Origin of the sequence: Faecalicoccus sp. LCP19S3_E2 (assembly GCF_052121255.1) — a bacterium.
Taxonomy (GTDB): domain Bacteria; phylum Bacillota_I; class Bacilli_A; order Erysipelotrichales; family Erysipelotrichaceae; genus Faecalicoccus.
The window spans coordinates 145,508-171,713 of sequence record NZ_JBQKEP010000004.1; the positions used below are offsets into that span (position 1 = coordinate 145,508).

Below are 26,206 nucleotides of genomic sequence, written 5' to 3' on the forward strand. Positions count from 1 at the left end.
ATTCTATGACCAAGTAAGCCACTTAGTAGCCAAATAAGGCATCCAGCTCTTCCAGGCTGGTGACAAAATGTACGTTTTTGATTCCTTCCTCATCTAAAAATCCTTCTTGGATCATAACATCCATCTGCTGTTTCAAGGTGTCATAATAGCCATCCAGATTATAGAGCACACAAGGATAAGGTAACTGATCTAAACGAACCAGAGAAATGATTTCGGTAATTTCCTCTAACGTCCCCGGACCGCCCGGTAAGGCAATAAATCCCTGCGCCAAATCGATCATCTTCTGTTTTCTCTGTGACATGGTATCCACCATATATTCTTCATCTAGATGTGCATACAGCTTTTCTATCTTTAATAAAAATCTTGGCATCACACCGATGATTCTGCCTTTTCCCTGATAGACTGTATCCGCCAACAATCCCATCTGGCCTTTGCTGCCGGCACCATAAACCAATGTATTTTGATGTTTACAGATCCATTGTCCAATAGATCGAGTCAATGCAGAATACTTTGGATCTTTCCCTGTACTGGAACCTAAATAAACGGCAATATTCATAATACTTCCTCCTTGCCTGCTTCTACTATAACATGATGCATCATAAAAGTATCCTTGCATACTTCTAAAAAAAGACTGTGACGAGCACAGCCTTTACTTTAACACAAAACTAACCTGACCTTTCAGTTTATCCACAGATTCACAAACCACTTTAACTTTTTGTCCGATTGTATATATTTTCTTTCGATTTTGAGAAACCAGGCGTGAGGCGACTTCATCAAAATCAAAATAGTCATCCAAAGAATGAATCGGTACCAGTCCCTCTACCGTATTTGGTAATTCCACAAAAAATCCAAAGTTATGCACACTGACAATGTTCCCTTTAAATATTTGACCGATTTTATCTTCCATATATTCCGCACGTTTATAGTCGTTGACCTGCCGCTCCACATTCACGGCATCTTTTTCTTTTCCGGAAATATAGAATGCCTGTCGTTCACATTTCGCAAGATCCGTATTCTTATCTTGTTTATTCTGTAAGAATAGATATTTACGCAACATCCGGTGTACGACCAGATCCGCATAGCGGCGAATCGGCGAAGTAAAATGACAATATTCGCTTAAAGATAAGCCGAAGTGTCCCAGACAGTTGGCATCATATCTTGCCTTCTGCATCGCTCTTAAAGCTACATAGCTTAATACATCGCAAAGGGCAGGATCTTGAATCGACTCCAAAAACTGCTGCATATCCTTGGTCGTGACAGAATCTGGATAAAATGAGGTTCGAATTCCCAATGAGTGGGCCAACATGGTCAAATGCGAAACTTTTTTGGGGTCCGGTGTTTCATGGACTCGATAGATACCCGGAATTTCACAAGTATTTAATGTATGTGCCACACAAACATTGGCCAGGATCATAGCCTCTTCAATCATCTGCTCGGCAAAGCCACGCTCTCTGCATTGTACATCGATACATTTCCCTTCTTCATCCAGGATCAGTCTTGGTTCTTTGGTGTTAAAATCAATCGTTCCGCGATCGTGTGAACGTGCCTGTAACAGCTTGGCGCAGGCTTCAAACGCATACAAAAGCTCCTGAATCTCTTCATACTCCTTTTGCGCCTGAGCATCGCCCTGTAAAAACCGATTGACCTTGGAATAGGTACAACGACGATTGGAATGAATCAGACTTGGGACAATCTCATGATGCAGACAGCGTCCGGAAAAATCAATATCCATGACACAACTCAACGTACAGCGATCTACATTGGGATTGAGTGAACAAATACCATTACTTAAGGCAAACGGCAACATCGGTACAACACGATCTGCCACGTAAATACTGGTAGAACGGGCAAAAGCCTCCTGATCGATAGGACTGCCTTCCTTTACATAATGAGATACATCCGCAATATGAACATACAGGCGATACCCCTGTTGTGTCTTTTCTATCGAGATCGCATCATCAAAGTCTTTGGCATCATCACCATCGATTGTTACTGTCATCAAATCACGAAAATCGCTTCGTCCCTGCAGTTCTGCTTCCTGCACTTCTTTTGGCATAGCATCGGCCTGGGCCAATACTTTATCAGAAAAATGCTGACGAACATTATTGGCTGAAAGGATAGAAGTGATATCCATTCCTTTTTCATATTCATATCCTAATAACTTTTCAATACGACACTGTAAGGGATCGGTGTATTTGGTGATCAAAACCAGAGCCTTCATACGATGTTCAATATTAAATTCATCTAAATTCTGAATTTGAAAAGACGTATGCAGATCCACATCACTGTAAAAGACAAACTGTCCTTTTCTTCGATAGAAGGTGCCGGTTACTTTTGTGATGCCCCGCGAATAAATATGAATGATTTCATTTTTCTTTTTTGTACAATGCACTAAGACTTCATCTTTATCAAAAGCATTTCGTCCATATTTTTTCGGTACATACACCTTCTCTTCTCCATTAGAAACCATAAATTCATACTTTGATAGATCTTTTACTTTTCCAACTACAAATTCTTTTTGATCAATATAAAAATACACACTGTGGTTATTACAAAGGATCTGTTGTTCTTCCAGTGCATTCAATGCCTGAATCAATTGTGTAAAATCCTTTGAGGATTGGCATTTCAGCTTTCGTTCCAAATCCTTTATTGTCCATTGTCTTTTCTTTTCAAAACATTCTAAGATTCGATCTTTCATTTTATCACCACCAAAAAAAGACCTTACGGCCTTTATTAAACGATCTGTAATGCGATTACAAGTACGAAATACAAAATTCCGCAAATCAAAGTAGCACGAGAGATGACTTTCTCAGGTCCGCGTTCCTTTTGTACTGCAAACAAGTTCAAATCACCACTTCCGGTAAAAGCAGCACTCAATCCATCGGATTTTCCGCTCTGCAGCAGTACAAGTATTATGATGATACCCGAAAGTACCATTAAAATTACATTTAAAAAATCTTCCATTTTATCCACTCTTCCTTATCAAGACTCATTATAACATAAACGAATCAAAAGAAAAGTCCAAACAGTCCAATAGATCACGAACAATGATGTCCGGATGAATATTCAGCCTTTCCACATCTTTTTGTGTATGAACACCCGTCTGTACAAAAATCGTCTGTACATTCGCATTTTTCCCCAGTAAAATATCCGTTTCCAAATTGTCTCCGATCAAAATCACATCTTCCTTTTTCAAATGAAAGTGTGAAAGACAAAGTTCTAAGATTGGCGTATGTGGCTTTGCGATATTCGGACTTTTCTGCGAAGATGCATATTCAAACATGGCTACGATGCTGCCATTGCCCATTTCAAAACCACCGGGTTTTGCCAAGATACGATCTTGATTGGTGCCAATCAGCTTTGCTCCATTCAATAACAACTGCAGTGCTTTGGAATACTGTGCATAATCAGCGTCTTTATTCAGTCCGACAAAGACAAAATCCGGATTTTGATCTGTGATTGTAAACCCTTCATCCAACAAGGCTTGTTTCATACCTTCCTTGCCGATATAGTAAGCCGTATTTCCTGAATAATGAGAACGAACATACTGCACACTGGCCATAGCACTGTTATAAAACTGATCTGGAGAAATACCCGTATAGCCCATATTCTCCATGTGAATAACGTTTTCTTCGCGGGTACGCATCGAATTATTGGTCAAAAACAGATATGGAATGTTCTGTTTTTGACAATGTTCCAAAAACGTTTTGGCACTTTCAATGATCTGTGTGCCCCGGTACATCGTTCCATCTAAATCAAAGAGTAATGTTTTCATAAGCCTCCAAAAAAAGAAAGTCTAGTCGACTTTCTTTAAATCCATATAAGGAATTTCTGTCGGTGTTTCACGTCCAAACAGAATCAACAATACGGTTGCTTCCTGTTTTTCTTCATCCATGGCTTCCACAACTCCCTCTGAGTTTTTGAAAGCCCCGTTTAAGATTTCTACCGTATCACCAATACCAAAATCAACCTGAATGTTGATATCTTTACGACCTAAACGACGAAGCACGGAATCGACTTCCTCCTGAGCAACCGGGAAAGGCTTAGCTCCCTTTCCGGAAGATCCGATAAATCCGGTAACACCCGGTGTATTTCGTACAACATACCATGCTTCATCAGTCATGATCATCTGCACTAACAGATAACCGGAAAACAAGTTTCTTGTCTTTTCTACCGGTTTTCCGTTTTTATACTCGATTTCCTTTTCTTCCGCCACAACGATCTGGAATAAATAATCTTCCAAGCCCATTGTGCTGATACGACGTTCCAGGTTTTCCTTTACACGGTTTTCCTGTCCCGCATAGGTATTTACGACATACCACTCTTTTTTCAACTCTTCTGCCATGATGTCCCTCCTAAACTATCCAACGATAACCTTTAAAAGACCGCTGGCAACGAGTTCACAAATAAAGAAATAGAATCCAAATAATAAAGTAAACAGAATGACCAACCCACTGGATTTCATCAAGCCTTTAAAGCCCGGCCACTCCACCTGTTTTAATTCACGCCAGATTCCTTTGGGAGAATATGTTCTTTCTTTTTTTTCTTTCTTTTCTTTTGCCATAACGATCCCTTTCCTACTTTGTTTCTTTATGTAAAGTATGTTTACCACATTTTGGACAATACTTTTTAACCTCTAAACGCTGGGTATTCGTCTTTTTGTTCTTTGTCGTCACATAATTTCTGGACAGACATTCACTACACGTTAAAATTACTTTATCCGCCATAAAAATCACACTCCCACAGCTTATTCAATTTAACACTTATTCTCTACATTAGTCAAATGAAACTGTGCTTTTTTTAGATTTTCTATCCAATTCTGCCATATTCTATCACCAAACATAGAAAATGAATCATAATTTTTATGCACTAAGAACAACTCTAAGAAGTTGAAAAACATCAAAACATAAGTCTTCCTTTTGATTCTGTAAAACTGGTATTCCATTGCCAGACAAAATCACTCCCACTAACAAGCGGGAGTTAATCTTATATCCTTATTTTTGATATGCGATTTCTAACTTAATACGATCCGGATCTTCAAAATATACAGCATAATGATCCATTCCTCCGGCATATGGATATTTTTCATCATACAAAAGGGTTATACCTTTTACAATCAATTGTTCGCGAATTCGATCGATCTTGTCTTTATCCTCACAGGAAAAGGCCAGATGATTTAGTCCAATATGACAACGATTGTATCCATTTGAAAGATATTTCTCACGTGTTTGTACAAAAACTAAATAAAAGCCATCTTTCGCATAAGAAAAGCCTTGTGGCCAATCTTGAAATAACGTAAAGCCTAATATACTTAATAACCAGCTGTAAAAGGCTCTTGTTTTTTCTAAATTGCCAACATAGATTTCAATGTGGTGCATCGTATCAGGCTGCCAGATCTTCTTCGCTTATTGCATCTAACCATTGCGAAACAGAGCTTGTCACTTGTGCTAAACAACCTTCTTCAAATGGAACGATCAAACCGGCTTCTTTTACGATCTTTCTAAATGGCAGCGTTCCACCGATCTTACAAATGTGCTGGTAGTCTTCAAAGGCTTTTGGATCCTTGTTTTCCATACGTGCCCAAAACTGCATGGCACAAACCTGGGCCAATGTATAATCGATGTAATAGAACGGTGACATAAAGATATGGGCCTGTCGCATCCACCAGCCACCTCTTTCCAGTATATCGACTTCTTCATAGTTTTTATGTGGCAGATACTCTTTTTCAAGACGACGCCATGTATCCATGCGCTCTTTATGACTCATCTGTGGATGCGCATAGACTTCATGTTGGAAATGATCCACTAAAACACCATAGGGCAGGAATTTAAGACTGCCGGCCATATGTGAGTAATAATAGCGTTTTGTATCTTCTTCAAAGAAGCTGTTCATCCACGGATGCGTAAAGAATTCCATGGACATGGAGTGAATCTCACAAGATTCATAAGTTGGCCATACACAATCGCCTGGATAAATATCTCGCGATTCAAAAATTTGATAGGCATGACCGGCTTCATGGGTTAACACTTCGGCATCATGTTGTGTCTGGTTGAAGTTTGCAAAGATAAACGGACTTCTGTAATCCGGCATAAACGTACAATAACCACCGGCTGCCTTACCCGGTTTACTGTCAAGATCCAATAGATCATGTTCAACCATAAAGTCAAAGAAAACACCGGTTTCTTTCGATAATTCATGATACATCTTTTGAGCTCTTTTGACTAACTCGGCACGATCGTACTTAGGTGTTGGATTCCCCTGCACAAATTCTACCTTTTCATCCCAGGCATGTAATGTATCATAGCCTAAGCGCTTTTGTTGGCGCTGATACAATGTACTGCATAAAGGAACAACATCCTTTAAAACCTGTTTACGATAGTTAGCCACATCTTTTTGATCGTAATCATAACGACGCATACGAGCATAGCCTAGTTCGATAAAGTTCTCATAGCCCATCTTTTGTGCCATACGTGTACGAACTTTGATCATCTGATCAAAAATCTCTGCGACTTGTTCTTCATGTTGTTCAAACCAGTTCCAATAAGCCTGTAATGCACGTTTACGCACTTGGCGATCGGAAGAATTAGTCTTAACTTCCAAACTGGATAAATTATAAACCTTGCCATCAAACGGAATCTCTGCACTGGCGATCAAAGCCTGATATTTTGTCATCAAACGATTTTCTTCCTGCATATCTTCTACAATGACAGGATCAAAGGCTTTGATATCCATTTCCTTTTGAAGAAAGAAGGTTTCCGGCAAAGCCTGTTTTAAATCAGCCAAAAATGCACTGTCTAAAAGCGCACGGTTTATCTTTTCATAATCTTTCTCCAATTCCGGTAATACGGAATCCAAAAACTCCTGTTCTTTGGTATAGAAATCATTTTTGGTATCGATGGTATGTCGTATTTCCACCAGAGAAACTTGTGTGGTCACAAACCGGCGAATTTCATCAACTTTTTTGATACAATCTTGTACCTGTTCTATAGTTTTGGACTCTTGAATCGCAAGGGCAAGGTCCGATAATTGTTTCTGTAATAAGGGCGCATCTATATGTTGATATGTATAATCTTTAAACTGCATAGCTCCTCCTTTTTAAAAAAAAGCATTCCAGCCCCATATAAATAAGGCCAGAATTCCTATTCCAATCAAAAGAATAGGTCCAAATACACTAAAAGCGGCAATGAATAAAGCCAGTCTGTCTCCCTTTTCCAGATCCGTATAGGCATCCGGCTTTATTTCTTTCTTTTTGAAGATCGAACGGAGGCGTTCACGTCCATTCATTCAAACTCACCCGCAAAATGACAACGCACGAAATGATTCTTTTGAATTTCTCGATACTCCGGTTCCTTTTGTTTACAGATATCCTTGGCAAAAGGACATCGTGGATGAAATTTACAACCTGTCGGAATATTGACATTGCTTGGAATTTCACCTTGAATAACACTTAATTCTTTTCGCTTTTTAGGATCTGGAATCGGAATAGCCGCAATCAAAGCCTTTGTATAAGGATGTTGCGGATTTTGATACAGCACTTCTTTATCAGCCAGTTCTACCATGGAGCCTAAATACATGACACCGACACGATCGGAAATATGCTTTACAACCGAGAGATCATGACTGATAAAGATATAAGAAATCTTCTTTTCTTCCTGCATGTCTTTCATCAGGTTGATGATCTGTGACTGTATGGATACATCCAGAGCACTGACCGGCTCATCACAAACCACAAAGCTTGGATTCAATGCCAGAGAGCGTGCAATACCAATACGTTGTCTTTGTCCGCCGGAAAACTGATGCGGATACCGGTAACAATAATAGCTTGGAAGACCACATCGATCCATCAAGTCTTTGACATAGGTTTCCAGCTCCGGTCCTCGTTTAAAGATGCCATGCGCCAACAAAGGTTCCGCCAGGATATTAAACACATTCATGCGTGGGTTTAATGATGAATACGGGTCCTGAAAGATGATCTGCATCTCTTCACGCAGCTTACGCATCTCTTTTTTATTCTTTTTAGAGATATCTTCTTCTCGAAACATAACCTTTCCACCGGTAGGCTCATACAGCCGTAAGATGGTACGCCCTAAGGTTGATTTCCCACAGCCGGATTCTCCAACCAGGCCAAGTGTTTCACCTTCGTACAGATCAAAGGTAATATCATCTACCGCTTTGACAGCCGGTTGACCTTCTTTGTACTTTCCTTTTTTGATGGGAAAATATTTCTTTAAATTTTTAACTTCTAAAATTTTCTTACGTTCAGGCATGATCTTCCTCCTCATGTAAGAAGCACCATACATGATGGCGACTCTTGATCTTTGTATCACTAGGCTGTCCTTCTTTACACTTCTCCATGGCAAAAGGACAACGATCCGCAAAATAACAACCCTTCGGTAAATACAAAGAATTCGGAACCGAGCCTTCAATTGTGGATAAACGCTCTTCCTTATCCGCCAGACTTGGCATCGATTTCATCAAACCGATCGTATAAGGATGTTTGGGATTTTCAAACAGTTCATTGACCGGTGCACTTTCTACCACCTTACCGGCATACATGACATTGACATGATCAGCCACCTGGGCCACAACACCTAGATCATGCGTGATCAACATAATAGAAGTTCCGGTTTTTTCTTTTAAGCGATTCATCAAAGATAAAATTTGTGCCTGAATTGTGACGTCAAGAGCGGTCGTTGGCTCATCGGCAATCAATAGCTTTGGTTTACACGATAAAGCCATCGCAATCATGACACGCTGACACATACCACCGGATAGCTGGAACGGATAGTTATCGACCACTTTTTCCGGACGACTGATACCAACCTCATTTAAAAGCTCGATGGCACGATCCCGTGCTGTTTTGGCATCGACATCTTCATGTGTGGTAATGTTTTCAATAATTTGATCACCGACGGTGATTACCGGATTTAAAGAAGACATTGGCTCTTGAAAGATCATGGAAATCTCGTTTCCGCGAATCTCCCGAATCTGCTCATCACTGGCGTGTGCCAGATCAAGGCCGGCCGCATCATCCTGTACATTTCCGGTATAAACGATCTTAGAACCCGGCATGATCTCTCCCGGTTTATCCACCAGTCCTAAAACCGACATGGCCGTAACCGATTTTCCACATCCGGATTCTCCGACAATCGCAAGTGTTTCATTTTCATACATGGTAAAATGATTGCCATCTACCGCCTTGGCATCCCCATTTTTTGTATGGAAGTAGATACGAAGATCTTCTACTTTTAAAACTTTTTTGTTTACTGACATACAGACCTCCTATCGCAATGCCTTTGGATCAAAGGCGTCTCGAATTCCTTCTCCGATCAAGTTAATGGAAACGACCGTCAAAAGACACATGATTCCGGCCGGTGCCCATTGCCATGGATAATTTAAAAAGATCTGTGACTCTCTTGCCAGATTCATCAAATTTCCCCAGCTTGGTGTCGGTGCCTGCACACCCATTCCTAAAAAGGAAAGTCCGGCTTCTGTCAAGATGGCACTGGCCATCCCTAAAGTCGCATTGACAATAATCAAAGAAAATACGTTTGGCATCAAATGTTTAAAGATCTTTGAGAAATCCGAAAAGCCTAAAGCTTCACATGCCTGCATAAACTCCTGCTCACGCAAGGTCAAAATCTGTCCTCGGACAAGCCTTGCCAATCCCGGCCAGGAAAGGGCACCGATGATCAAGGCAACAACCAAAAGCTTCTGCTCCTGCGGAACCCACAGCATGATAGAAGAAACTACCAAAATCATGGGAATAAATGGCAAGGAGTAAACCACTTCGGTAAAACGCATCAAAAAGTTATCGATACGTCCTCCATAGAATCCGGCAACACCTCCGACAATCGAACCTAAGATCACTGTAAAAGCAGCCGCCAGGACACCGACAAAGATTGAAATTCTTCCACCCAGGAATAAGCGGAAAAATACATCGCGTCCCTGTTTATCCGTTCCTAATAAATGTTGTGCACTGGGCGCCAAATTCGAATTTGACAAATCATAATCATTGACATCGATTCCCATAACAATAGGAATCACGATCACTGAAACCAAGATCACTAAGAAGATGATTAGTCCGATCATTGCGATACGATTCGCCTTAAAACGACGCCATGCCAGGGTCCAAGGACCAACGACATCGATATGTTCCCCATTTTCTAAAACGATATTTTGTTTTTTCTTCATATCAACACCTCTAATCCTCTACTTTGATTCTTGGATCGACAAAGGAATATGCGATATCGGCTAATAAATTTCCCAAGACCATCAATAAAGCACTAAAGATCAAACAGGCCATTGCCAATGAAGTATCACGATTATTGATTGAATCGATCAAGATTTTTCCAATGCCCGGCCAGACAAATACCGTTTCCAGAATAACAGCACCTGAAAACAGAGAAGGAATGTACAATCCCAACAATGTTACTAATGGAATACGCGCATTTTTAAAGGCATGGCGATAAATCACAACTTTTTCTTTCAATCCTTTGGACCTGGCAGTACGGATATAATCCATATTGATGACTTCAACCATAGAATTTCTTACATAACGAGAGAAAGTTGCGAAGTTACTGAAGGCAAGTACCGTAACCGGTAAAATGGAATGAACAGCCACATCTCCGATCATTTGAAAGACAGAGGAATATCCAAAGGATTTCAACATCGGATCATACATACCGTTAATCGGCATGCCCGGAACATTATTACCGACAAAGAAAATCAGAAGCATAGCGAAAAAGAATGTAGGTACGGAAATTCCCAACAAGGAAAATACAGACCAGAAATTATCAAAAAAAGACCCTTTTTTAACGGCCTGTCGTATGCCTATAGGAATTGCGAACAGTAATGCGATAATCAACGAGAGTGCGTTTAGATAAAAGGTGTTCCACACATAAGGACCAATGACATCCGCTACCGGTTTTTTCAGGGAAACGGAATTTCCCAAATCGCCGGTTACCACTCGACCAAGCCAGCGTACATATTGCTCCGGCAAGCTTTTATCTAAACCCAATCTTTCACGAACTTGTTCACGTTGTTCTTCGGTAGCTCTGGAACCGGCTCCAAAATAAGCGGTCACTTCATCCCCTGGCATAGCCTTTATCGTGCCAAAGATCACAATGGAGATGACCAGTAAAACCGGTAATAAGACCAAGAGTCGCTTGAGTATATATTTAATCATTTGACTGCCTCCTTACGTATAAATAGAAGAGCAAGTCGAAAGGCTTGCTCTTCCTTTTGCATTAATTTTCAAGACTGGCCTGATCCATTGCCTGTGCCCAGCTATGTACGGAGGACGTTTTCAAATTCTTTACACGTTTATTGTAAAGATCAAAATACTGATTTCCGTAGATCGGCAAATAGGCATCTACTTCAGAAGCTCTTTCCATCGCTTTTAAATAGTTTTCTTTTGAAGTTTCCGCATCGTTCGTGTACATACCTTTACGCAGATACTCATCTAACTGCGCATCATGGATCTGCGGATAATTATCCGGTGTATTTCCATAGTTACTGTTGGCATCGCCATCGGATAGACCGGTATAACCAATAGCCATAAAGAAGACATCCCATTCTGAAGATTTTTCAGGATTTTGAACCGTATCGATCAAAGTATTGAAATCAACGGTTGTCTGTTTTAAATCGACTCCAATTTCTTTCCAGGATTTCTGTACCATTGGAATCAGTGTCTCCAATACCGAGTTGTCTTTTGACAGCATCCACTTCACTTCCAATTTCGTTCCATCTTTATAACGATAGCCATCTTCTCCGACTTTCCATCCGGCGGCATCCAAAACAGCTTTTGCCTTTTCGGTATCAAAGTTATAAACCGTTAATCCATCTAATGGTTTTTCACCACGTACATATTCACCTAAGTTTTCTGATACCGGATTCCAGAATACTTGCGGTACATAACCTAATTTTGTATTTTCTACAACTTCATCCGAAGCATCTTCAAATTTAAAGTAGCTATCGACAAACGATTGACGATCGGTCGCATATGACAAAGCCTGACGAACCGCATTGTCGGCCGTTGTATGACCATCGACAGCGTTGAATGCGATATATCCTTCACCTGCACGGAAGTAAGAATTATATGTCAAATCATCTTCCTTGGATACTGTACCGATTTTCTGTTGTTCGATTGTTTGCGGTAATAAATCTACGCTTCCAGATTTTAACTCGTCAACTTCGGTCTGCACATCCGTTGTCTTGATGATGACTTTGTCAATGGAGTATTCACCGTCTTTTGCTTCATAATTTTCATTACGTACAAAAGAAGCGCCGGAAGATTTATCATAAGAATTCAATTTATATGGTCCAGTTCCTAACATTTCACTGGTGCTGGATTCGATTTCGCTGGTATCACCTTTTTTATAATCGAACTGACTTGCACTCATGACTTTCATATTATTTCCAAAAGTAACTAAATTGTCGATACGTGGTTCAGCCGCATGGAAGATAACTGTTTCATCATCCGGTGTTTCAATACCGCTCAGCTCTTCGGCATCGCCCTGATTATATTCTTTATATCCTACGATATTTTCTGCATTGATTGCAAAACGTCCGGTATAGCTGGGATCGGCTAAAAGAGTAAAGCTGTATTTAACATCCTTGCTGGTAACCGGGGTTCCGTCGGAGAACTTAGCTCCTTCACGAATCTTAAAAGTATACGTTAATCCATCATCACTGACTTCCGGCATATCCTGAGCCAACTGCGGCACAAGCTCATTGTCTGCGTTATAACCTAATAACGGTTCATATACCAAGTCAATTGCATAACCATCATAACTACTACTGTAGTAGGCCGGGCTAAACACCCCATTTAATTCCTGATTAACACCGACCGTCAGCGTGTTGCTTTTGTCTGAAGAACCGGAAGAGCAGGCAACCAATGTCGTTGCCATAGCAATAGATGCTAAACCAGCGATCATTCTTCTTTTTCTCATAACTTCCTCCTTGAATGATTAGCATGTCAAAAACCAGAGGTATGGCACAAATCCATGCTGTATCCATTTGTATGGTTCCGCAAGCCGATCCAAAAGAAATGAGATCGCACTTTATCACTGTTCTGTTTCAGCTCTCAGATCCATAAAAGATTAAAATTGAAAACAAGTCAAATAATGTGTAAAAAATAAACTTATTTTCAATTCATAGTTAAATTATAGTTCATATTCATTTTATTATCTAGTCAAAATTGTAAAAATTTTTCAGAAAACATTTTCAAATAAAAAGAATTCCTGTCATGGAATTCTTAGAGTATTTCCTGTAAACATTTTTTTATCTTACGTACCGCATAATCATGTCGTTGTGGTGAAATTTTTAATTGACGACAAATATCAATTCTTCTATACCCTTTGATTCGTAAGGAAAGGATCTTTTTTTGCATAGGATTCAATTGCGCTAAAACTTGATCCAGATAATTTTTTGCCATAATGGATCCTATGACCACTTCGTGCGTAGGATCTTGCGAAACATAGGTTTGTTCCACATAATAATCCCTTGTTTCTTCATTGACCTTGGAATCCAAATAAACATGTTGGTAATATTCCGGCATTCTGTTTCGATAGCTTATGCGGTAGGTATCTTTAAACTCATTCAACAAGACTTGCTTGTAAAATGATGTAAAATTACGCTGTCTTCGTATTTGAAACCAATATAGGCATTTTAACAGGATGGTATCGGCAATGGCTAACATATCCCATCGATTGAGCTGATGGCCATCGCGACTGACATTCGCATGACAAATGATCGTGTTGACCATTGCTCGATAATGTTTACGAAGATAGCTAAATGCTTCTTCATCTTTTATGAAAAACAAATAAATCCAGAAATTGACATTTTTTCTTCTCATTTCGCCCTTTCCAGAGCAAAAAGAAATTACAGAGAATGTCTGGCACTATGAATCTGGTACAAGAGTACAGCACAGGCCACACTGGCATTTAAAGAAGAAATTTTTCCTTCCATGGGTAATTTAACCATGTAGTCACATTGTTTCTTAACCAGATTGGAAATACCTTTGCCTTCCGAGCCAATGACCAGAACCAGAGGTACATCATAGATACCCTGACGATAATCACGAGCTTGATCCATATCACTGCCTACGACCCAATACCCGTTTTCTTTACATTCCTGCAGAGCATTTTTTAAATTGGTTACCGTGCAGACCGGAATCGTATAAGCCGCTCCTGTACTGGCCTTGATAGCCGATGGTGTTAAGCCCACGCTGTTGTGCTTGCAAAGAATCACTCCATCAACACCGGTACAATCACAACTGCGTAAAATAGCTCCTAAATTGTGGGGATCCTGTATGCCATCCAAAGCCACGATCAAGCCGGGCTGTTTGGACTTATTTAAGATGTGTTTGAGATCGTATGTCGGTATTTCCTTAACTTCCACTACGATTCCATTATGCCTGGCACCTTTAGTCAAGGCATCCAGCTGATCACGAGATACAACTGTCATTTTTTTATTTAGCTGTTCTACGCGCTGTAAAAAACGTTTATCACGAAGCCCTTTTTGCACATATATTTTTAAGATTGAATCCGGATTTTCTTCCAACTGTGTAAACACATTCTTTCCATAAACGATCATAGAGAATCTCCTTTTTCAACAATTTGATCCAAACACTGCGCCAGGCGCTGATGGTGATCATATAAATATAGATAGCCCAATAAAGCTTCCAGTGCTGTTGCTTTTAGATACGTCTGTCCATCCGCATTTTTAGCCTTTGAATGAATGTTCGCATTTCTTCCTCGATGAAGGATCTGTTTTTCCTCTTCGGTAAAGAAATCCTCCTGCATCAGCCTATCCAAAATAACAGCCTGTCCTTTAGCGCTGCACAAACGAGCACTCTTTTTTTGTAGAATGTCTGCCTTTTGATAGCCTTTATCAAGCAGATGCTTACGAACTCTTAATGTCATTAAGGCATCTCCCATCCAGGCAAGACTGGTCGCATTATGCGTTACGATCTCCATTACAAGATTCCTTTTTCCTGTAATTTAGCACGATATACATCGGCAGTTTCAAAATCTTTTGCTTTGACCGCATTTCGCCATGCGGCATACGTTTCTTTATCCTGTTCATCCAGTACGATAGAATCTAATTCAATTCCTAATACCCACAACATCTTTTCCAGTGCATTTTTTAAGGCTGCGACCTTTTGTCCATCAAAAGGACGGGCACGCAATGCCTGGTTGATCTTTTTGATTACTTCATGAACGACAGAAATCGCATTTGGCGTATTTAGATCATCATTTAAAGCATCTACAAAAGCCTTCAAGCTTTCTTCATCGACCGCATCGGTTTCTACATTCTGCAGCTGCAACTGCACACAAGCTTGTTTATATGCTGTATAAATCTTATTCAATTCTTTTTGGGAAGAAGAGATTGCTTCTTCATTTAGATTTAATGGTGAACGATAGTGTACCGAGATCATCATCCAGCGAATGGTATTGCCCCCATGCGCTTCAATCAGATCTTTGGCCCACCAGACATTTCCCAGCGATTTTGACATCTTCTCATTTTGAATATTGATCATACCATTATGTACCCACATATTTGCTAAATGCGTATGAGAGCACATCTGACATTGTGCCATTTCATTTTCGTGATGCGGGAATTTAAGATCCAGACCACCGCCATGGATATCGATCAACGCTTTTTTAAATACGTTATGAATCATGACAACACACTCCGTATGCCATCCCGGACGTCCCTTTGACCATGGAGAATCCCATTGAATTCCCTGCTCTGTTTCTTTCCATAATGTAAAATCCAAAGGATTTTCTTTTTTCTCATTTTCATCAATACGAGCACCGACCATCAGATCTTCCATTTTCTGATGCGATAATTCTCCATAGGTTTTATCACTGCTTACACGGAAATACACATCACCATCAACCTGATAAGCCGCACCATTCTCGATCAGCTTCTGAATGAACGCAATGATTTGATCCATCGTTTCCGTAACCCGCGGTGCTACATCCGGCAGATCCGCATGCAGATTTTTACGTACACGATTATACGCTTCAATATATTTATCTGTAATTTCTTTTTCACTCACATTTTGTTCCAAAGCAGTCTTGATGATCTTGTCATCAACATCTGTATAGTTGCTCACATACATAACATCCAAGCCCTGTAATTCCAGTGCTTTTTTCAACGTATCAAACACGACAATAGGCCGGGCATTCCCCACATGCGGCTCATTATATACAGTTGGTCCACAGACATACATGGAAACCTTTCCAGGCTCGATAGGCTTTAATTCTTCGATTTTCTGGGTATAGCTGCTATATAAATTCATTTCCATCATTCCTTTCTAAAAAAACATAGACAGGGTCTATGTTGTGTTAATCTTTTGTCTCAAGACTCAAATCACGAAACTGTTTGACCAGATCGGCATCAATTCCCTGATCTTTCAACATCTGGATATATGCTGCATCCAGATCATCTACACCTTCGCTTAATTCGTCTCGATCATCATTTGTCAACCGTTCTTTTAATGGCATAACTTTCACCTTCTAATGTATATCTAGGATACCTTACTTCCCATGATATTTCAAGAAAGGCACGATAAAACTTCAGCATGACTTTATAAAATGATAGAAAACTTAAAGGATATGTACATAAACTCATCATTAAAATTTTTTTAATAGTTTTTCTGATTTATTTCGTATCTAATAGTGAGGCTATTATTGCTAGTATGTGAAATCTGTATTTACCTGCCTTCTTTTACTGTTTTGTTTTGATAGCCGATAGAATGGAGGTTTCTATGCCATCGAAATTGAATTTAAAACACGACATGGCTTTTAAATCCGTCTTTGCTCCGATACGAAAGAAAGCCAGATCGCACTTTGTTCCCTGCTCCGTTCCATTCTCAAACAGCCGGTTTCTTCTGTCAGAGTTATGAACAGTGAACTGACTTCCGAGATTGCCCATCAGAAACATCCCCGCATGGATCTTCTTGTCTCTTTTGATGATGGTCGTCTGGCCAATATCGAAATGCAGGTGGTTTACGATCCAGAAGAATTCTTTTATCGCATGTTCTATTATGAGATTCGCTTAGCATCCAGACAAGTACTCAAGGAAGGAGAACCCTATTCGAATTTTCATCCTGTTTATCAAATCGTGATCACGGGTTTTATCATTTCTCCGGAATATGAAGATCTGGTGGAACAGTTTGAACAAAGAAACTGTAAAGGACAGGCTTTAAAATATGCCGGACAGTTAAGCTGATCTTTGTTCAGCTTCCCAAAGTTCCTTTGATGGATGTAAAAGACATGAGCTTACTTGAAAAGTGGAGTTTCTTTCTGAAATACTTTGAAGACGAAGGAAAACAGTCTATAATCAAAGAAGTAATCAAGCAGGAAGAAGGAATCGCCATGGCAGACAAGATCATCAAGTATATGAGCCAGGAATGGATCGATCAGCTCAATGAAGAATTCGAACAGTTGAGTATCAATGACAGCATTCGAATGGAAAATGCACGAATCAAACGGGCAAAAGAGAAAGGCCGTGAAGAAGGCATTCTTGAAGGACAAAAACAAGTAATTCAGACTTTATCACAATCGATGTCTATTGAGGAAATTTCAAAAGTCTTACAAAAGCCCGTAAAAGAGATCCAGAAACTCTTACAAACGATCTAGAAGATAATCAAAAAGCAGGAAATGCATGTTTAACTCTTGTCATTGTCCTGCTTTTTTTATCGTTTCATAAAAAAAAGAGATTCCAAAAAGAATCTCTTTACGACTAATTCAAATCTTATCCTAATTCAGAGAAGTATTTGATTGTACGAACCATCTGGCTTGTGTAAGAGTTTTCGTTGTCATACCAAGATACAACCTGTACCTGAGTATCTCCGTTTTCCATTTCATGAGCCATAGTCTGAGTAGCATCAAACAATGATCCGTAACGCATACCGATGATGTCGCTAGATACTAACTGTTCTTCAGTATATCCGAAAGATTCAGTAGCAGCAGCTTTCATAGCAGCATTGATTTCGTCAACTGTAACTTTCCCTTTAACAACAGCTACTAAGATTGTAGTAGATCCTGTAGGAGTAGGAACACGCTGAGCAGAACCGATCAGTTTTCCGTTCAATTCAGGGATTACCAAACCGATAGCTTTGGCAGCACCTGTAGAGTTAGGAACGATGTTTACGGCAGCAGCACGGCTACGACGTAAGTCACCTTTACGCTGAGGACCATCCAAAGTCATCTGGTCACCAGTGTAAGCATGAACTGTAGTCATGATTCCTGATTCGATTGGTGCCAATTTGTTCAAAGCAGCAGCCATTGGTGCCAAGCAGTTTGTTGTACAGCTTGCAGCAGAAATAACTGTGTCTTCTGGTTTCAAAGTTTCATGGTTTACGTTGTAAACGATTGTTGGAAGGTCATTTCCAGCTGGAGCAGAGATAACAACTTTACGAGCTCCTGCTTTGATATGAGCTTCAGCTTTTGCTTTAGAAGTATAGAATCCTGTACATTCCAAAACAACATCTACACCCAGGTCACCCCAAGGCAATTTAGAAGCATCTGCTTCTGCATAGATTGTGATTTCTTTTCCATCAACAGTGATAGAGTTTTCACCAGCACTTACAGTGTCAGCTTTTTCATATGTACCCTGAGTAGAGTCATATTTCAATAGATGAGCTAACATTTTAGGGCTGGTTAAATCGTTGATAGCAACAACATCGTACCCTTCGGCACCGAACATCTGACGGAATGCTAAACGTCCGATACGTCCAAAACCGTTGATTGCAACTTTTACTGTCATATCAGTAAATCCTCCTTTAAATTAACAACATCATTATAGAAACAAAACCTTTTTTTGTCAATGTATGCGCCTGTCAATTCCCATCATTTTACCACATTTTTCATATCGTTTTCTTTTTGTTTCAATCCCTTTCAATTCTTGAAAGACAACCTCATGATTCTGTGCTAAAATAAGGTCTGTGCTAAAATAAGGTTTATAACTAAGGAGGAATGCTTATGAATCAGCCAGCCATTTTAGACTTGTTAGAGAACAATGCCCGACTGACCAGTCAGGATCTTGCCGATATTTTAAATGAAGACAAGGATGCTGTAGAAGCGGAAATTCAAAAACTGGAAAACGAAAAGATCATCTGCGGATATCATACAGTCATTAATTATAATAAAGCATTACGTGATCAAAAAGTCATGGCTTACATCGAAGTCAACTGTACGCCACAACGTAATCAAGGTTATGATAAGACCGCTTTGTTGATTGCCAAATACCCGGAAGTAGAAACCATGTATCTGTTAAGCGGTGACTGCGATTTTCTTTGTCTGGTCTGTGGAAAGACCATGTTTGAAGTCGCCCGATTTGTTTCTGATAAGATCGCCTGTGTGGAAAATGTTCTTTCGACCAAAACACTGTTTGTCCTAAAACAATATAAACAAAGCGGTCTTTTGATGCAGGATGAACCGGAAACTTCAGAGCCTAGATTGGTGGTTACCCCATGAGAAAGCCAATCAACTCTACTGTTAAAAGAATTAAACCCAGCGGTATCCGTAAATTTTTTGATTTAGCCAACACAATGCATGGTGTCATCTCTTTAGGTGTGGGAGAACCGGATTTCGATACCCCATGGCATATCTGTGAAAACGCCATTCATTCAATGTCCACCGGAAAAACACACTATACAGCCAATCGCGGTCTTCTTGAACTGCGCCAGGCGATCTGTGAATTTCATAAGGTTCGTTATCATCAAAGCTATGATCCAAAAAAGGAAACGCTTGTGACCGTGGGCGGCAGTGAAGCCATTGATCTGGCCATGCGCGCTTTGGTAGAACCGGGCGATGAAGTCATCGTTCTGGATCCTAACTATGTTGCCTATGCACCTACGATTGAAATGGCCGGCGGAATTCCTGTTCCCATTGAATTAAAGGAAGAACATGAATTTAAATTGATGCCGGATGTTTTGCAACAAGCTATCACGGATAAAACAAAAGCCATGATCATCAACTATCCCAGCAATCCAACCGGCGGTGTCATGACCAAAGAGGATTATGAAAAGATCGTTCCGATCATAAAAGAAAGCGGCATTTATGTCATCAGCGATGAAATTTATGCCGAGCTGAGCTTTGATCAGGAATTTGCTTCGTTGGCACAATTTGATGAAGTAAAAGATCAGATCCTTGTCATCAATGGCTTTTCAAAAGCTTTTGCGATGACAGGCTGGCGACTTGGTTATGTGTTATCCAATGCCGAAGTCAGTGATGCGATGACCAAGATCCATCAATATGTGATCATGTCTGCTCCTACCCAGGCTCAATATGCAGCCATTGAAGCATTACAGCACGGCCTGGAAGATGTATTGACCATGAAAAAAGATTATATGAATCGAAGAAATCTTTTGGTCAATCGGCTCAATCGGATGGGGTTAAAAACCAATATGCCTCATGGCACATTCTATGTCTTCCCGAACATTCAGAAAACGGGATTGACCAGCGATGAATTCTGTGAAAAACTGCTGGATCAGGAAAAAGTCGCCTGCGTTCCCGGCAATGCGTTTGGCAAGCATGGAGAAGGATTTATTCGTATCTCCTATGCCTACAGTATCGATCATATCAAAGAAGCCTGTGATCGAATCGAACGTTTCTTAAACAATCTGACAAAGTAAAAGGACCGCAATCTGCGATCCTTTTTCATTAGCTGTTTGTCAGTTCCTTCATAGCCTGCTGGTAGGCCACTGTTTTTTCATGTGCATCCTCTTTGGAATTTCCTTTGATACAATAATAGAATTTGCACTTAGGTTCTGTACCACTTGGACGTACGGCAATCCAGCTTCCATCTTCCAGATAATATTTCAAAACATCCGATTTTGTAAATCCGGTCAATTCTGTTACCATGTCACCTTCCCTGATCGTACATTCTTTATAGTCCTCACTGCGAACGACCTTTGAACCATTGATTTCAGTTGGCGCCTCTTTTCTTAAATCCGCAAGAATTTCTTTGATACGATTGGCACCGACTTCCCCTGACAATGTCAAGGCAACCTGACTTTCTTCATATGTTCCATGACGTTCATACAAGCTGTCAAGTACATCTACCAGATCTTTTCCCTGCTGCTTATAGAAGCTGGCTGCTTCCGCCAACATCAAACAAGCCTGCGGTGCATCTTTATCACGAACAAATGGTTTGATCAAAGAACCATACGATTCTTCATATCCAAAGACATAATTCTTTTCATGAGTTACTTCGTATTTGGCAACTTTTTCCCCAATAAATTTAAATCCGGTCAATGTCTTTTCGGTTTCCACACCATAATCAGCCGCAACCTTTTCACCAAGATCACTTGTGACAACCGTATTGAACATCACTGGATTTTCCGGCATCAAACCCTTTTCTTTTAACTGTGAACAAATATATTCGATTTCAACTGAGCCAGACTGGTTTCCGGTTAAGACAACATAGTCTCCATTGTGTTTTACCCCAACACCCATACGATCGGCATCCGGATCACAAACCAAAATCACATCGGCATCGTTTTCTCTGGCATATTTTAAAGCCAGTTCATACGCACCCGGCTGTTCCGGATTTGGTGTCGGCGTATTTGAGAAATCTGGATCCGGTGTACATTGTTCTACGACCGGAATGCATGTATAGCCTGCCCGTTTATACACTTCCTGAACAGGAATATTTGCTGTACCATGTTCTGGAGAGAATACGATTTTGATATCTTTTTTCACATCCGGATTCAATTGAATACTTAATACATTTTTATAGTATTCCTCATCCACTTCTTTACCAATTACAGTAACCAGTTTCTTTTGTTTGTCTGTGCAATTGGCATCGATGGCTAATTCATCTTCAATTGCGTTAACCTCATCAATGACCTGACCTGCCAAAGCCGGAACTAACTGACATCCTTTATCGTCATAGAGTTTATATCCGTTATATTCCTTTGGATTGTGACTGGCTGTGATCATGATGCCGCCAAAACAATGAAGATGACGTACCGCAAAACTTAATTCCGGTGTTGGACGAAGAGATTCAAACACGTAGGATGCGATATTATTCTTTGCCAACAAATCAGCACAGTCAAAGGCAAATTCTTTTGACATATGGCGGTTGTCATACCCAATGGCAATACCGGCTTTGCAGGCAGCTTCTCCGGCTTTTTTGATGTAGTTGGCATATCCCTGTGTTGCTTTTCGGATCGTGTGAATGTTGATACGATTCGTTCCAGGTCCTAATAAGCCACGCATGCCGGCTGTCCCAAATTCAATCAGCGTATAAAAGGCATCATTTTTTTCCTGGGCATCCATATTATTCAATTCGTCTTTATAACGTGGATCCAAATTAGGGTGACTGACCCATTTTTCATATCTTTCTTCAACAATAGACATAAACAATAATCCTCCTAAAATCTAGATTTATTATATCATTTTTTCTTTAAAATGATATCGTTTTCATGACGATATAAAGAAAAAGAGGTCTTTTGACCTCTTAGTCGATTTTCGATAAGGCATCCTCTAAATCTTTCTTATCAAAGGAAAAATTGTCATACCCTTCATTGATTGTAGTCCAATACGTTTCTGTTGGTTTTTCCATCGAATCATAAGGATTCATCTTGTAGACAAAAGCCTGAACCTGCTCTTTTGATTCTGTTTGGATTGAAACGGTAATACGATCATATAGCTCCGGATATTCCTCGTATTCATCCAATGCCTGAAGATCTGTATCCGTCACTTTGAATAAACCAACTTGTACTCTTTTCCCCTGGCAAGGTACTACATCCAGAAATCCTCGTTTTCCAAATACCAGCTGATAATCTTCAAGATATCCCTTCCCTATACATTCTGCATCGGGACAACGCACTTCCATCTGTTTTAGATGAAGATTGCTTCCATAAGCCGCATAGGCAAGCTTTAAAAATCCTTGTTCTTTCAATTCAATCTTCCTTCTTATTTTCTAATAAAAACCAAAGCTCCATGACCATTTTACGAGACTTTCGAAAATAACGACGTCGATAATGATAAACCTCTAAATCCTGCCATTGTGATGAAACATAACCACTTTCCGGTAACCAGTTCTGATAAAACTTCTTGCGAATACCGGCCACTTTTGCCGGTAAGAAAGCCTGGAAACGAAACGAAACTTTGACCTTGACCAAAAGCTGTCCTTTTTTTATCGAAATCGATGCAAAGTTAGGATCCTTTCGCTCCACAAAATCACCCATGAAAATTTTCGCCTTTCCGGTCGCAACACAAGTTATCAGCGGTCGGATTGGATTTTTTATCGATGGCTTGATCTTCGCAAATTCTTTGGAAAGTACGGGTAAGTCTTCATATAATGTATCTGGACTTGTCTTTTTTTCTATACCACTGATCCAGCAGTCTTTTTCCAATGTAACAGGCTCAAAGATCAATGAGTTTCTCCTCCTACGACCTGGATATCCTCTTCATTTTCCAGAATAGCTTCTACAGCTGCCTGAATTCCTTTGGCAATATCTTTTAAATTCATTCCCGGTGTACCGGCCGGCTGATTGACCGTTTGCTCTGTCGCAAAAGGCACATGCATGAATCCACCCTTAACATTCGGATATTTTGTATAAAGAGCATGCATGACACAATACAACATCGCGTTACATACATATGTACCGGCTGTATAAGAAACAGTAGCCGGAATGCCACTGGCCTTGATTTTTTCTACCATCGCATGAACCGGTATTGTCGCAAAGTAAGCCTGAGGAGCCCCTTCAACCAAAGGTTGGTTCATCGGCTGATTTCCTTCATTATCCGGAATACGTGCCTGCACATAGTTGATACCGACAAATTCCGGTGTTAATTGGGAACGACCGCCAGCCTGTCCAATACAAAGGACATAATCCGGTTTATATTCTTCGATCGCATCGATCGTTTTTTGTGGCCCCTTACCAAATACGGTCGGCACTTCCAATTTGATCACCTGTGCCCCGGCAATTGCATCCGGCAAAAGTTTAACCGCTTCAAAAGCCGGATTGATACTTTCACCACCAAATGGATCAAAACCTGTAATCAAAATCTTTTTCATCACTTTTACTCCTTATGATAATACGATCATCATAATAATCTGAACAACAAGCATGATTCCGGCAATGACAACCTGGTTTTTAATAACCCCGTAGTCATCCTTCATCTCCAGTACCGCGACTGGAACGATATTAAAGTTGGCCGCCATCGGTGTACACAATGTTCCGCAGTATCCACAAGTCAATGCCAACGATCCGATGATAACCGGATCTGCACCATGTGCCAATACAAACGGTGCGCCGATTCCCACTGTCATAACGGTGATGGCCGCAAACGCATTTCCCATAACCATAGTAAATAAAGCCATACCTACAGCATATACAATGATGCCGATCGCAACATTACCTTCCGGAATGATATTCGATACAATATTAGAAATTACATCACCGACACCGGCAGTCGTAAAGACAGCACCTAAGGCAGCTAATAAGGTCGGCAACATACTTAGAGGTCCAACGATATCCAACATTCTTCGCCCGTCATTCAAGAAAACAGAAGGTTTGTTGTCTTTTGAGAAGATCATCAATAAGATGATACCGACTACAACGCCGACACCCATACCAAACAATGGAGAAATCTTCGTAAACAATGCAGCAATTAAGGCAAAAGCACCAATAGATACGGCAGGAATAAAGACTTTGAAACCAATCTTGTTATAGTTTCTTGTCATTTCCTCTACCGTAGGACTTGGTTCAGAACCAGCTTTCACTTGTTTTAAGATTGGGCTTAAAACCATCAAGAACATCAAGATTCCCGTGTACATCGGCGGAATCCATTTTCCAATCACAAACATTAAGCCTAGTAAAAACCAGAAAGCAAACGTACCATACCGCTTATCATTCGTTTTATCCTTCAAATTTCGAATAGCCACGTAAATAGCAATCAAACCGATCACAAAGTACATGATCTCCAAAAGTTTATCCGACATGGTAATTTCGGCACTCATGAAATATTCAATAGGATTTGTCATTATTTAGCACCTCCTGCATATTTCTTAGCCAGTTTCTTGTCTTTCAAGAAATAGTAAACGATAGCGCATGCCGTTGCGATCAAGGCCACCGGAATCTGAACACTGGCCAAATCGATCAATTCAACCTGATAGCCCAAATCTGCCAATGTAGATTGAACTAACAACATACCACTTGTACCTACAAACAATACCTGACCAAAGAACCATGCCACATTATCCATGGCAGACGACATTCCTTTTAATTGTTCCAAGTATTCTTCCGCAATCGGATGTCCGTCTTTTTCCACGATAGCTTGCGCCATTGGCATTACGATTGGGCGAATAAAACTGGCAGCACCACCAACACTGATATTAAATGCTCCAAAAATCAGACGAATGATGCCATATATACCGATGATCAGACCAGCCGATGCATTTTTAAATTTTGCCATTAAATCGGCCGCTGCCTGTTTCAGACCATTTCGTTCCAAAGTTCCTGTCAAGACAAGCACGATGATAAATGTACACATGCTTCGATTGGATACAAAACTGGATCCCAGTGTCTGTAAGAATGTAACAACATCAATGCCGGAAACAAGTGCTGTCACGATGGCCGCAACCATAATGATCAGTATGGAGTCGAGCTTTAAGATAAAACCAACTACTACGATCAAGATTCCGAGCAATTTCAAAATCTCCATAAAGTTTCTCCCTCCTTATTATTCACTCTGCGAAGATTTCCACAAAATATAGTTTTATTATACCCTTCTGAAAAATATTTTCAATTTATAATACAATTTTAATAATATTTCAATTTATGTACACATATTGAATTTTGTATAAATGTAAAGATTATCAATTTGATAAAAACTTCTAAGAAAGGGCAAAAAAAAGCCTTTCGGCTTTTTTATACATTAAGCAATGATTTTCTGTGCGCGAAGTACTTCTTCGATAGCAGCAATTGCTTCTTCTTCGTCTTCACCAGAGCAGCTGATTGTGACATCTGATTGTGTAGGAATTTTTAAAGACATAATATCCATAATTGATTTCATATTTGCTTCCCGACCCTTATATAATAGATTACATTCACTTTTATATTTTGCCGAATTATTGACTAAGGATACAGCTGGGCGAGCTTGCAATCCTAATATATGAATAATGTGAACTATATCTTTTTTCATATCCTAACCTCCAATTTGATTTTAAAACA

At 40.0% G+C, this 26,206-nt stretch carries 32 protein-coding genes; 4 read left to right on the top strand and 28 right to left on the bottom strand.

Annotated features, from left to right (window positions below):
* Positions 1-22: 22 nt before the first annotated feature.
* From ACTQX6_RS05460 to ACTQX6_RS05555, 20 genes are all read right to left on the bottom strand, one after another.
* Complete coding sequence (locus tag ACTQX6_RS05460; protein ID WP_168966512.1) at positions 23-556, bottom strand: TIGR00730 family Rossman fold protein; 534 nt, start codon at positions 554-556, stop codon at positions 23-25.
* Positions 557-649: 93 nt separating this feature from the next.
* A complete protein-coding gene (rnr, locus tag ACTQX6_RS05465; RefSeq protein ID WP_294688222.1) occupies positions 650-2,698 on the bottom strand; it encodes a ribonuclease R in 2,049 nt (682 codons plus the stop codon).
* 35 nt (positions 2,699-2,733) lie between these two features.
* Entirely contained in the window at positions 2,734-2,964 is a 231-nt protein-coding gene (secG, locus tag ACTQX6_RS05470) for a preprotein translocase subunit SecG (RefSeq protein ID WP_117445201.1), read from the bottom strand.
* Positions 2,965-2,992: 28 nt separating this feature from the next.
* A complete protein-coding gene (locus ACTQX6_RS05475; protein WP_117445200.1) occupies positions 2,993-3,775 on the bottom strand; it encodes an HAD-IIA family hydrolase in 783 nt (260 codons plus the stop codon).
* Positions 3,776-3,796: 21 nt separating this feature from the next.
* Positions 3,797-4,345 carry a transcription termination/antitermination protein NusG gene (nusG, locus tag ACTQX6_RS05480; protein WP_117445199.1) on the bottom strand — a complete coding sequence of 183 codons (549 nt, stop codon included), beginning with the start codon at positions 4,343-4,345 and terminating at the stop codon, positions 3,797-3,799.
* A gap of 15 nt (positions 4,346-4,360) precedes the next feature.
* On the bottom strand, positions 4,361-4,564 hold the full coding sequence (gene secE / locus ACTQX6_RS05485; protein WP_022789326.1) for a preprotein translocase subunit SecE: 204 nt from the start codon (positions 4,562-4,564) through the stop codon (positions 4,361-4,363).
* Between the two features lie 13 nt (positions 4,565-4,577).
* The gene (gene rpmG / locus ACTQX6_RS05490; protein ID WP_022789325.1) at positions 4,578-4,727 is read right to left on the bottom strand and encodes a 50S ribosomal protein L33; all 150 of its coding nucleotides are present in this window, start codon (positions 4,725-4,727) and stop codon (positions 4,578-4,580) included.
* Between the two features lie 267 nt (positions 4,728-4,994).
* Positions 4,995-5,378, bottom strand: a complete 384-nt coding sequence (locus ACTQX6_RS05495; RefSeq protein WP_195222014.1) for a VOC family protein — start codon at positions 5,376-5,378, stop codon at positions 4,995-4,997.
* Between the two features lie 4 nt (positions 5,379-5,382).
* Positions 5,383-7,083, bottom strand: a complete 1,701-nt coding sequence (locus ACTQX6_RS05500; protein ID WP_168966506.1) for a M3 family oligoendopeptidase — start codon at positions 7,081-7,083, stop codon at positions 5,383-5,385.
* A gap of 12 nt (positions 7,084-7,095) precedes the next feature.
* A complete protein-coding gene (locus ACTQX6_RS05505; RefSeq protein ID WP_117445196.1) occupies positions 7,096-7,284 on the bottom strand; it encodes a hypothetical protein in 189 nt (62 codons plus the stop codon).
* A complete protein-coding gene (locus ACTQX6_RS05510) occupies positions 7,281-8,267 on the bottom strand; it encodes an ABC transporter ATP-binding protein (protein WP_294688237.1) in 987 nt (328 codons plus the stop codon). Before ACTQX6_RS05510 ends, ACTQX6_RS05505 begins: the two co-directional genes overlap by 4 nt.
* A complete protein-coding gene (locus ACTQX6_RS05515) occupies positions 8,260-9,273 on the bottom strand; it encodes an ABC transporter ATP-binding protein (protein WP_168966501.1) in 1,014 nt (337 codons plus the stop codon). Before ACTQX6_RS05515 ends, ACTQX6_RS05510 begins: the two co-directional genes overlap by 8 nt.
* Positions 9,274-9,282: 9 nt before the next feature.
* Entirely contained in the window at positions 9,283-10,194 is a 912-nt protein-coding gene (opp4C, locus tag ACTQX6_RS05520; protein WP_272007518.1) for an oligopeptide ABC transporter permease, read from the bottom strand.
* 10 nt (positions 10,195-10,204) lie between these two features.
* A complete protein-coding gene (locus ACTQX6_RS05525; protein ID WP_117445192.1) occupies positions 10,205-11,188 on the bottom strand; it encodes an ABC transporter permease in 984 nt (327 codons plus the stop codon).
* A 61-nt stretch (positions 11,189-11,249) separates the two neighbouring features.
* Positions 11,250-12,953 carry an ABC transporter substrate-binding protein gene (locus ACTQX6_RS05530; RefSeq protein ID WP_294688246.1) on the bottom strand — a complete coding sequence of 568 codons (1,704 nt, stop codon included), beginning with the start codon at positions 12,951-12,953 and terminating at the stop codon, positions 11,250-11,252.
* Positions 12,954-13,258: 305 nt separating this feature from the next.
* Positions 13,259-13,858, bottom strand: coding sequence for a sigma-70 family RNA polymerase sigma factor (locus tag ACTQX6_RS05535; protein WP_117445190.1), 600 nt, complete (start codon positions 13,856-13,858; stop codon positions 13,259-13,261).
* 26 nt (positions 13,859-13,884) lie between these two features.
* Positions 13,885-14,598 (bottom strand): 23S rRNA (guanosine(2251)-2'-O)-methyltransferase RlmB, encoded by a 714-nt coding sequence (rlmB, locus tag ACTQX6_RS05540; RefSeq protein WP_294688249.1) that lies wholly within the window; start codon positions 14,596-14,598, stop codon positions 13,885-13,887.
* Entirely contained in the window at positions 14,595-14,981 is a 387-nt protein-coding gene (locus ACTQX6_RS05545; RefSeq protein ID WP_117445188.1) for a Mini-ribonuclease 3, read from the bottom strand. Before ACTQX6_RS05545 ends, rlmB begins: the two co-directional genes overlap by 4 nt.
* Positions 14,981-16,312 carry a cysteine--tRNA ligase gene (cysS, locus tag ACTQX6_RS05550; RefSeq protein ID WP_294688254.1) on the bottom strand — a complete coding sequence of 444 codons (1,332 nt, stop codon included), beginning with the start codon at positions 16,310-16,312 and terminating at the stop codon, positions 14,981-14,983. Before cysS ends, ACTQX6_RS05545 begins: the two co-directional genes overlap by 1 nt.
* 46 nt (positions 16,313-16,358) lie before the next feature.
* Positions 16,359-16,517 (bottom strand): hypothetical protein, encoded by a 159-nt coding sequence (locus tag ACTQX6_RS05555; protein WP_022789312.1) that lies wholly within the window; start codon positions 16,515-16,517, stop codon positions 16,359-16,361.
* A gap of 337 nt (positions 16,518-16,854) precedes the next feature.
* Here ACTQX6_RS05555 and ACTQX6_RS05560 point away from each other — a divergent pair, with 337 nt between their 5' ends.
* Positions 16,855-17,244, top strand: a complete 390-nt coding sequence (locus tag ACTQX6_RS05560) for a PD-(D/E)XK nuclease family transposase (protein ID WP_320870153.1) — start codon at positions 16,855-16,857, stop codon at positions 17,242-17,244.
* A 44-nt stretch (positions 17,245-17,288) separates the two neighbouring features.
* Positions 17,289-17,654 carry a hypothetical protein gene (locus ACTQX6_RS05565; RefSeq protein ID WP_321035172.1) on the top strand — a complete coding sequence of 122 codons (366 nt, stop codon included), beginning with the start codon at positions 17,289-17,291 and terminating at the stop codon, positions 17,652-17,654.
* Positions 17,655-17,769: 115 nt separating this feature from the next.
* Here ACTQX6_RS05565 and gap read toward each other — a convergent pair whose 3' ends face one another.
* Complete coding sequence (gap, locus tag ACTQX6_RS05570; protein ID WP_117445186.1) at positions 17,770-18,783, bottom strand: type I glyceraldehyde-3-phosphate dehydrogenase; 1,014 nt, start codon at positions 18,781-18,783, stop codon at positions 17,770-17,772.
* Positions 18,784-18,998: 215 nt separating this feature from the next.
* On the opposite strand from gap, the gene ACTQX6_RS05575 reads away from it, so the two are divergent.
* Both ACTQX6_RS05575 and ACTQX6_RS05580 read left to right on the top strand, forming a co-directional pair.
* The gene (locus ACTQX6_RS05575; protein ID WP_117445185.1) at positions 18,999-19,493 is read left to right on the top strand and encodes an Lrp/AsnC family transcriptional regulator; all 495 of its coding nucleotides are present in this window, start codon (positions 18,999-19,001) and stop codon (positions 19,491-19,493) included.
* Positions 19,490-20,653 (top strand): aminotransferase class I/II-fold pyridoxal phosphate-dependent enzyme, encoded by a 1,164-nt coding sequence (locus ACTQX6_RS05580; protein WP_294687653.1) that lies wholly within the window; start codon positions 19,490-19,492, stop codon positions 20,651-20,653. The genes ACTQX6_RS05575 and ACTQX6_RS05580 overlap by 4 nt, the downstream gene beginning before the upstream one ends.
* Before the next feature lie 28 nt (positions 20,654-20,681).
* On the opposite strand, the gene ACTQX6_RS05585 is transcribed toward ACTQX6_RS05580, so the two are convergent.
* The 7 genes from ACTQX6_RS05585 to ACTQX6_RS05615 form a co-directional block, all read right to left on the bottom strand.
* Positions 20,682-22,382, bottom strand: coding sequence for a phospho-sugar mutase (locus ACTQX6_RS05585; protein WP_414601311.1), 1,701 nt, complete (start codon positions 22,380-22,382; stop codon positions 20,682-20,684).
* A 100-nt stretch (positions 22,383-22,482) separates the two neighbouring features.
* The gene (locus tag ACTQX6_RS05590) at positions 22,483-22,926 is read right to left on the bottom strand and encodes a gamma-glutamylcyclotransferase family protein (RefSeq protein ID WP_195223070.1); all 444 of its coding nucleotides are present in this window, start codon (positions 22,924-22,926) and stop codon (positions 22,483-22,485) included.
* A gap of 1 nt (position 22,927) precedes the next feature.
* Positions 22,928-23,404, bottom strand: a complete 477-nt coding sequence (locus tag ACTQX6_RS05595; protein ID WP_441657342.1) for a hypothetical protein — start codon at positions 23,402-23,404, stop codon at positions 22,928-22,930.
* The gene (pcp, locus tag ACTQX6_RS05600; protein WP_117445181.1) at positions 23,401-24,048 is read right to left on the bottom strand and encodes a pyroglutamyl-peptidase I; all 648 of its coding nucleotides are present in this window, start codon (positions 24,046-24,048) and stop codon (positions 23,401-23,403) included. Before pcp ends, ACTQX6_RS05595 begins: the two co-directional genes overlap by 4 nt.
* Positions 24,049-24,060: 12 nt before the next feature.
* A complete protein-coding gene (locus ACTQX6_RS05605) occupies positions 24,061-25,017 on the bottom strand; it encodes a DUF979 domain-containing protein (protein WP_229035755.1) in 957 nt (318 codons plus the stop codon).
* On the bottom strand, positions 25,017-25,697 hold the full coding sequence (locus tag ACTQX6_RS05610; protein ID WP_022789301.1) for a 5-oxoproline transporter, DUF969 family subunit: 681 nt from the start codon (positions 25,695-25,697) through the stop codon (positions 25,017-25,019). Before ACTQX6_RS05610 ends, ACTQX6_RS05605 begins: the two co-directional genes overlap by 1 nt.
* 213 nt (positions 25,698-25,910) lie before the next feature.
* Positions 25,911-26,177: an HPr family phosphocarrier protein gene (locus ACTQX6_RS05615; protein ID WP_294688553.1), complete on the bottom strand. Its 267-nt coding sequence runs from the start codon at positions 26,175-26,177 to the stop codon at positions 25,911-25,913.
* Positions 26,178-26,206 lie beyond the last annotated feature (29 nt).

Coding starts and splice junctions, on each gene's coding strand:
- nusG (WP_117445199.1), bottom strand. CDS start 4,345: ATGGCAGAAGAGTTGAAAAAAGAGTGGTATGTCGTAAATACCTATGCG.
- ACTQX6_RS05535 (WP_117445190.1), bottom strand. CDS start 13,858: ATGAGAAGAAAAAATGTCAATTTCTGGATTTATTTGTTTTTCATAAAA.
- pcp (WP_117445181.1), bottom strand. CDS start 24,048: ATGAAAAAGATTTTGATTACAGGTTTTGATCCATTTGGTGGTGAAAGT.
- ACTQX6_RS05610 (WP_022789301.1), bottom strand. CDS start 25,697: ATGGAGATTTTGAAATTGCTCGGAATCTTGATCGTAGTAGTTGGTTTT.
- rlmB (WP_294688249.1), bottom strand. CDS start 14,598: ATGATCGTTTATGGAAAGAATGTGTTTACACAGTTGGAAGAAAATCCG.
- ACTQX6_RS05495 (WP_195222014.1), bottom strand. CDS start 5,378: ATGCACCACATTGAAATCTATGTTGGCAATTTAGAAAAAACAAGAGCC.
- opp4C (WP_272007518.1), bottom strand. CDS start 10,194: ATGAAGAAAAAACAAAATATCGTTTTAGAAAATGGGGAACATATCGAT.
- ACTQX6_RS05525 (WP_117445192.1), bottom strand. CDS start 11,188: ATGATTAAATATATACTCAAGCGACTCTTGGTCTTATTACCGGTTTTA.
- gap (WP_117445186.1), bottom strand. CDS start 18,783: ATGACAGTAAAAGTTGCAATCAACGGTTTTGGACGTATCGGACGTTTA.
- secE (WP_022789326.1), bottom strand. CDS start 4,564: ATGGCAAAAGAAAAGAAAGAAAAAAAAGAAAGAACATATTCTCCCAAA.
- rnr (WP_294688222.1), bottom strand. CDS start 2,698: ATGAAAGATCGAATCTTAGAATGTTTTGAAAAGAAAAGACAATGGACA.
- ACTQX6_RS05585 (WP_414601311.1), bottom strand. CDS start 22,382: ATGTCTATTGTTGAAGAAAGATATGAAAAATGGGTCAGTCACCCTAAT.
- ACTQX6_RS05510 (WP_294688237.1), bottom strand. CDS start 8,267: ATGCCTGAACGTAAGAAAATTTTAGAAGTTAAAAATTTAAAGAAATAT.
- ACTQX6_RS05555 (WP_022789312.1), bottom strand. CDS start 16,517: ATGCCATTAAAAGAACGGTTGACAAATGATGATCGAGACGAATTAAGC.
- ACTQX6_RS05575 (WP_117445185.1), top strand. CDS start 18,999: ATGAATCAGCCAGCCATTTTAGACTTGTTAGAGAACAATGCCCGACTG.
- ACTQX6_RS05615 (WP_294688553.1), bottom strand. CDS start 26,177: ATGAAAAAAGATATAGTTCACATTATTCATATATTAGGATTGCAAGCT.
- ACTQX6_RS05460 (WP_168966512.1), bottom strand. CDS start 556: ATGAATATTGCCGTTTATTTAGGTTCCAGTACAGGGAAAGATCCAAAG.
- ACTQX6_RS05530 (WP_294688246.1), bottom strand. CDS start 12,953: ATGAGAAAAAGAAGAATGATCGCTGGTTTAGCATCTATTGCTATGGCA.
- ACTQX6_RS05500 (WP_168966506.1), bottom strand. CDS start 7,083: ATGCAGTTTAAAGATTATACATATCAACATATAGATGCGCCCTTATTA.
- secG (WP_117445201.1), bottom strand. CDS start 2,964: ATGGAAGATTTTTTAAATGTAATTTTAATGGTACTTTCGGGTATCATC.
- ACTQX6_RS05605 (WP_229035755.1), bottom strand. CDS start 25,017: ATGACAAATCCTATTGAATATTTCATGAGTGCCGAAATTACCATGTCG.
- ACTQX6_RS05505 (WP_117445196.1), bottom strand. CDS start 7,284: ATGAATGGACGTGAACGCCTCCGTTCGATCTTCAAAAAGAAAGAAATA.
- ACTQX6_RS05475 (WP_117445200.1), bottom strand. CDS start 3,775: ATGAAAACATTACTCTTTGATTTAGATGGAACGATGTACCGGGGCACA.
- ACTQX6_RS05565 (WP_321035172.1), top strand. CDS start 17,289: ATGAGCTTACTTGAAAAGTGGAGTTTCTTTCTGAAATACTTTGAAGAC.
- rpmG (WP_022789325.1), bottom strand. CDS start 4,727: ATGGCGGATAAAGTAATTTTAACGTGTAGTGAATGTCTGTCCAGAAAT.
- ACTQX6_RS05515 (WP_168966501.1), bottom strand. CDS start 9,273: ATGTCAGTAAACAAAAAAGTTTTAAAAGTAGAAGATCTTCGTATCTAC.
- cysS (WP_294688254.1), bottom strand. CDS start 16,312: ATGAATTTATATAGCAGCTATACCCAGAAAATCGAAGAATTAAAGCCT.
- ACTQX6_RS05545 (WP_117445188.1), bottom strand. CDS start 14,981: ATGGAGATCGTAACGCATAATGCGACCAGTCTTGCCTGGATGGGAGAT.
- ACTQX6_RS05580 (WP_294687653.1), top strand. CDS start 19,490: ATGAGAAAGCCAATCAACTCTACTGTTAAAAGAATTAAACCCAGCGGT.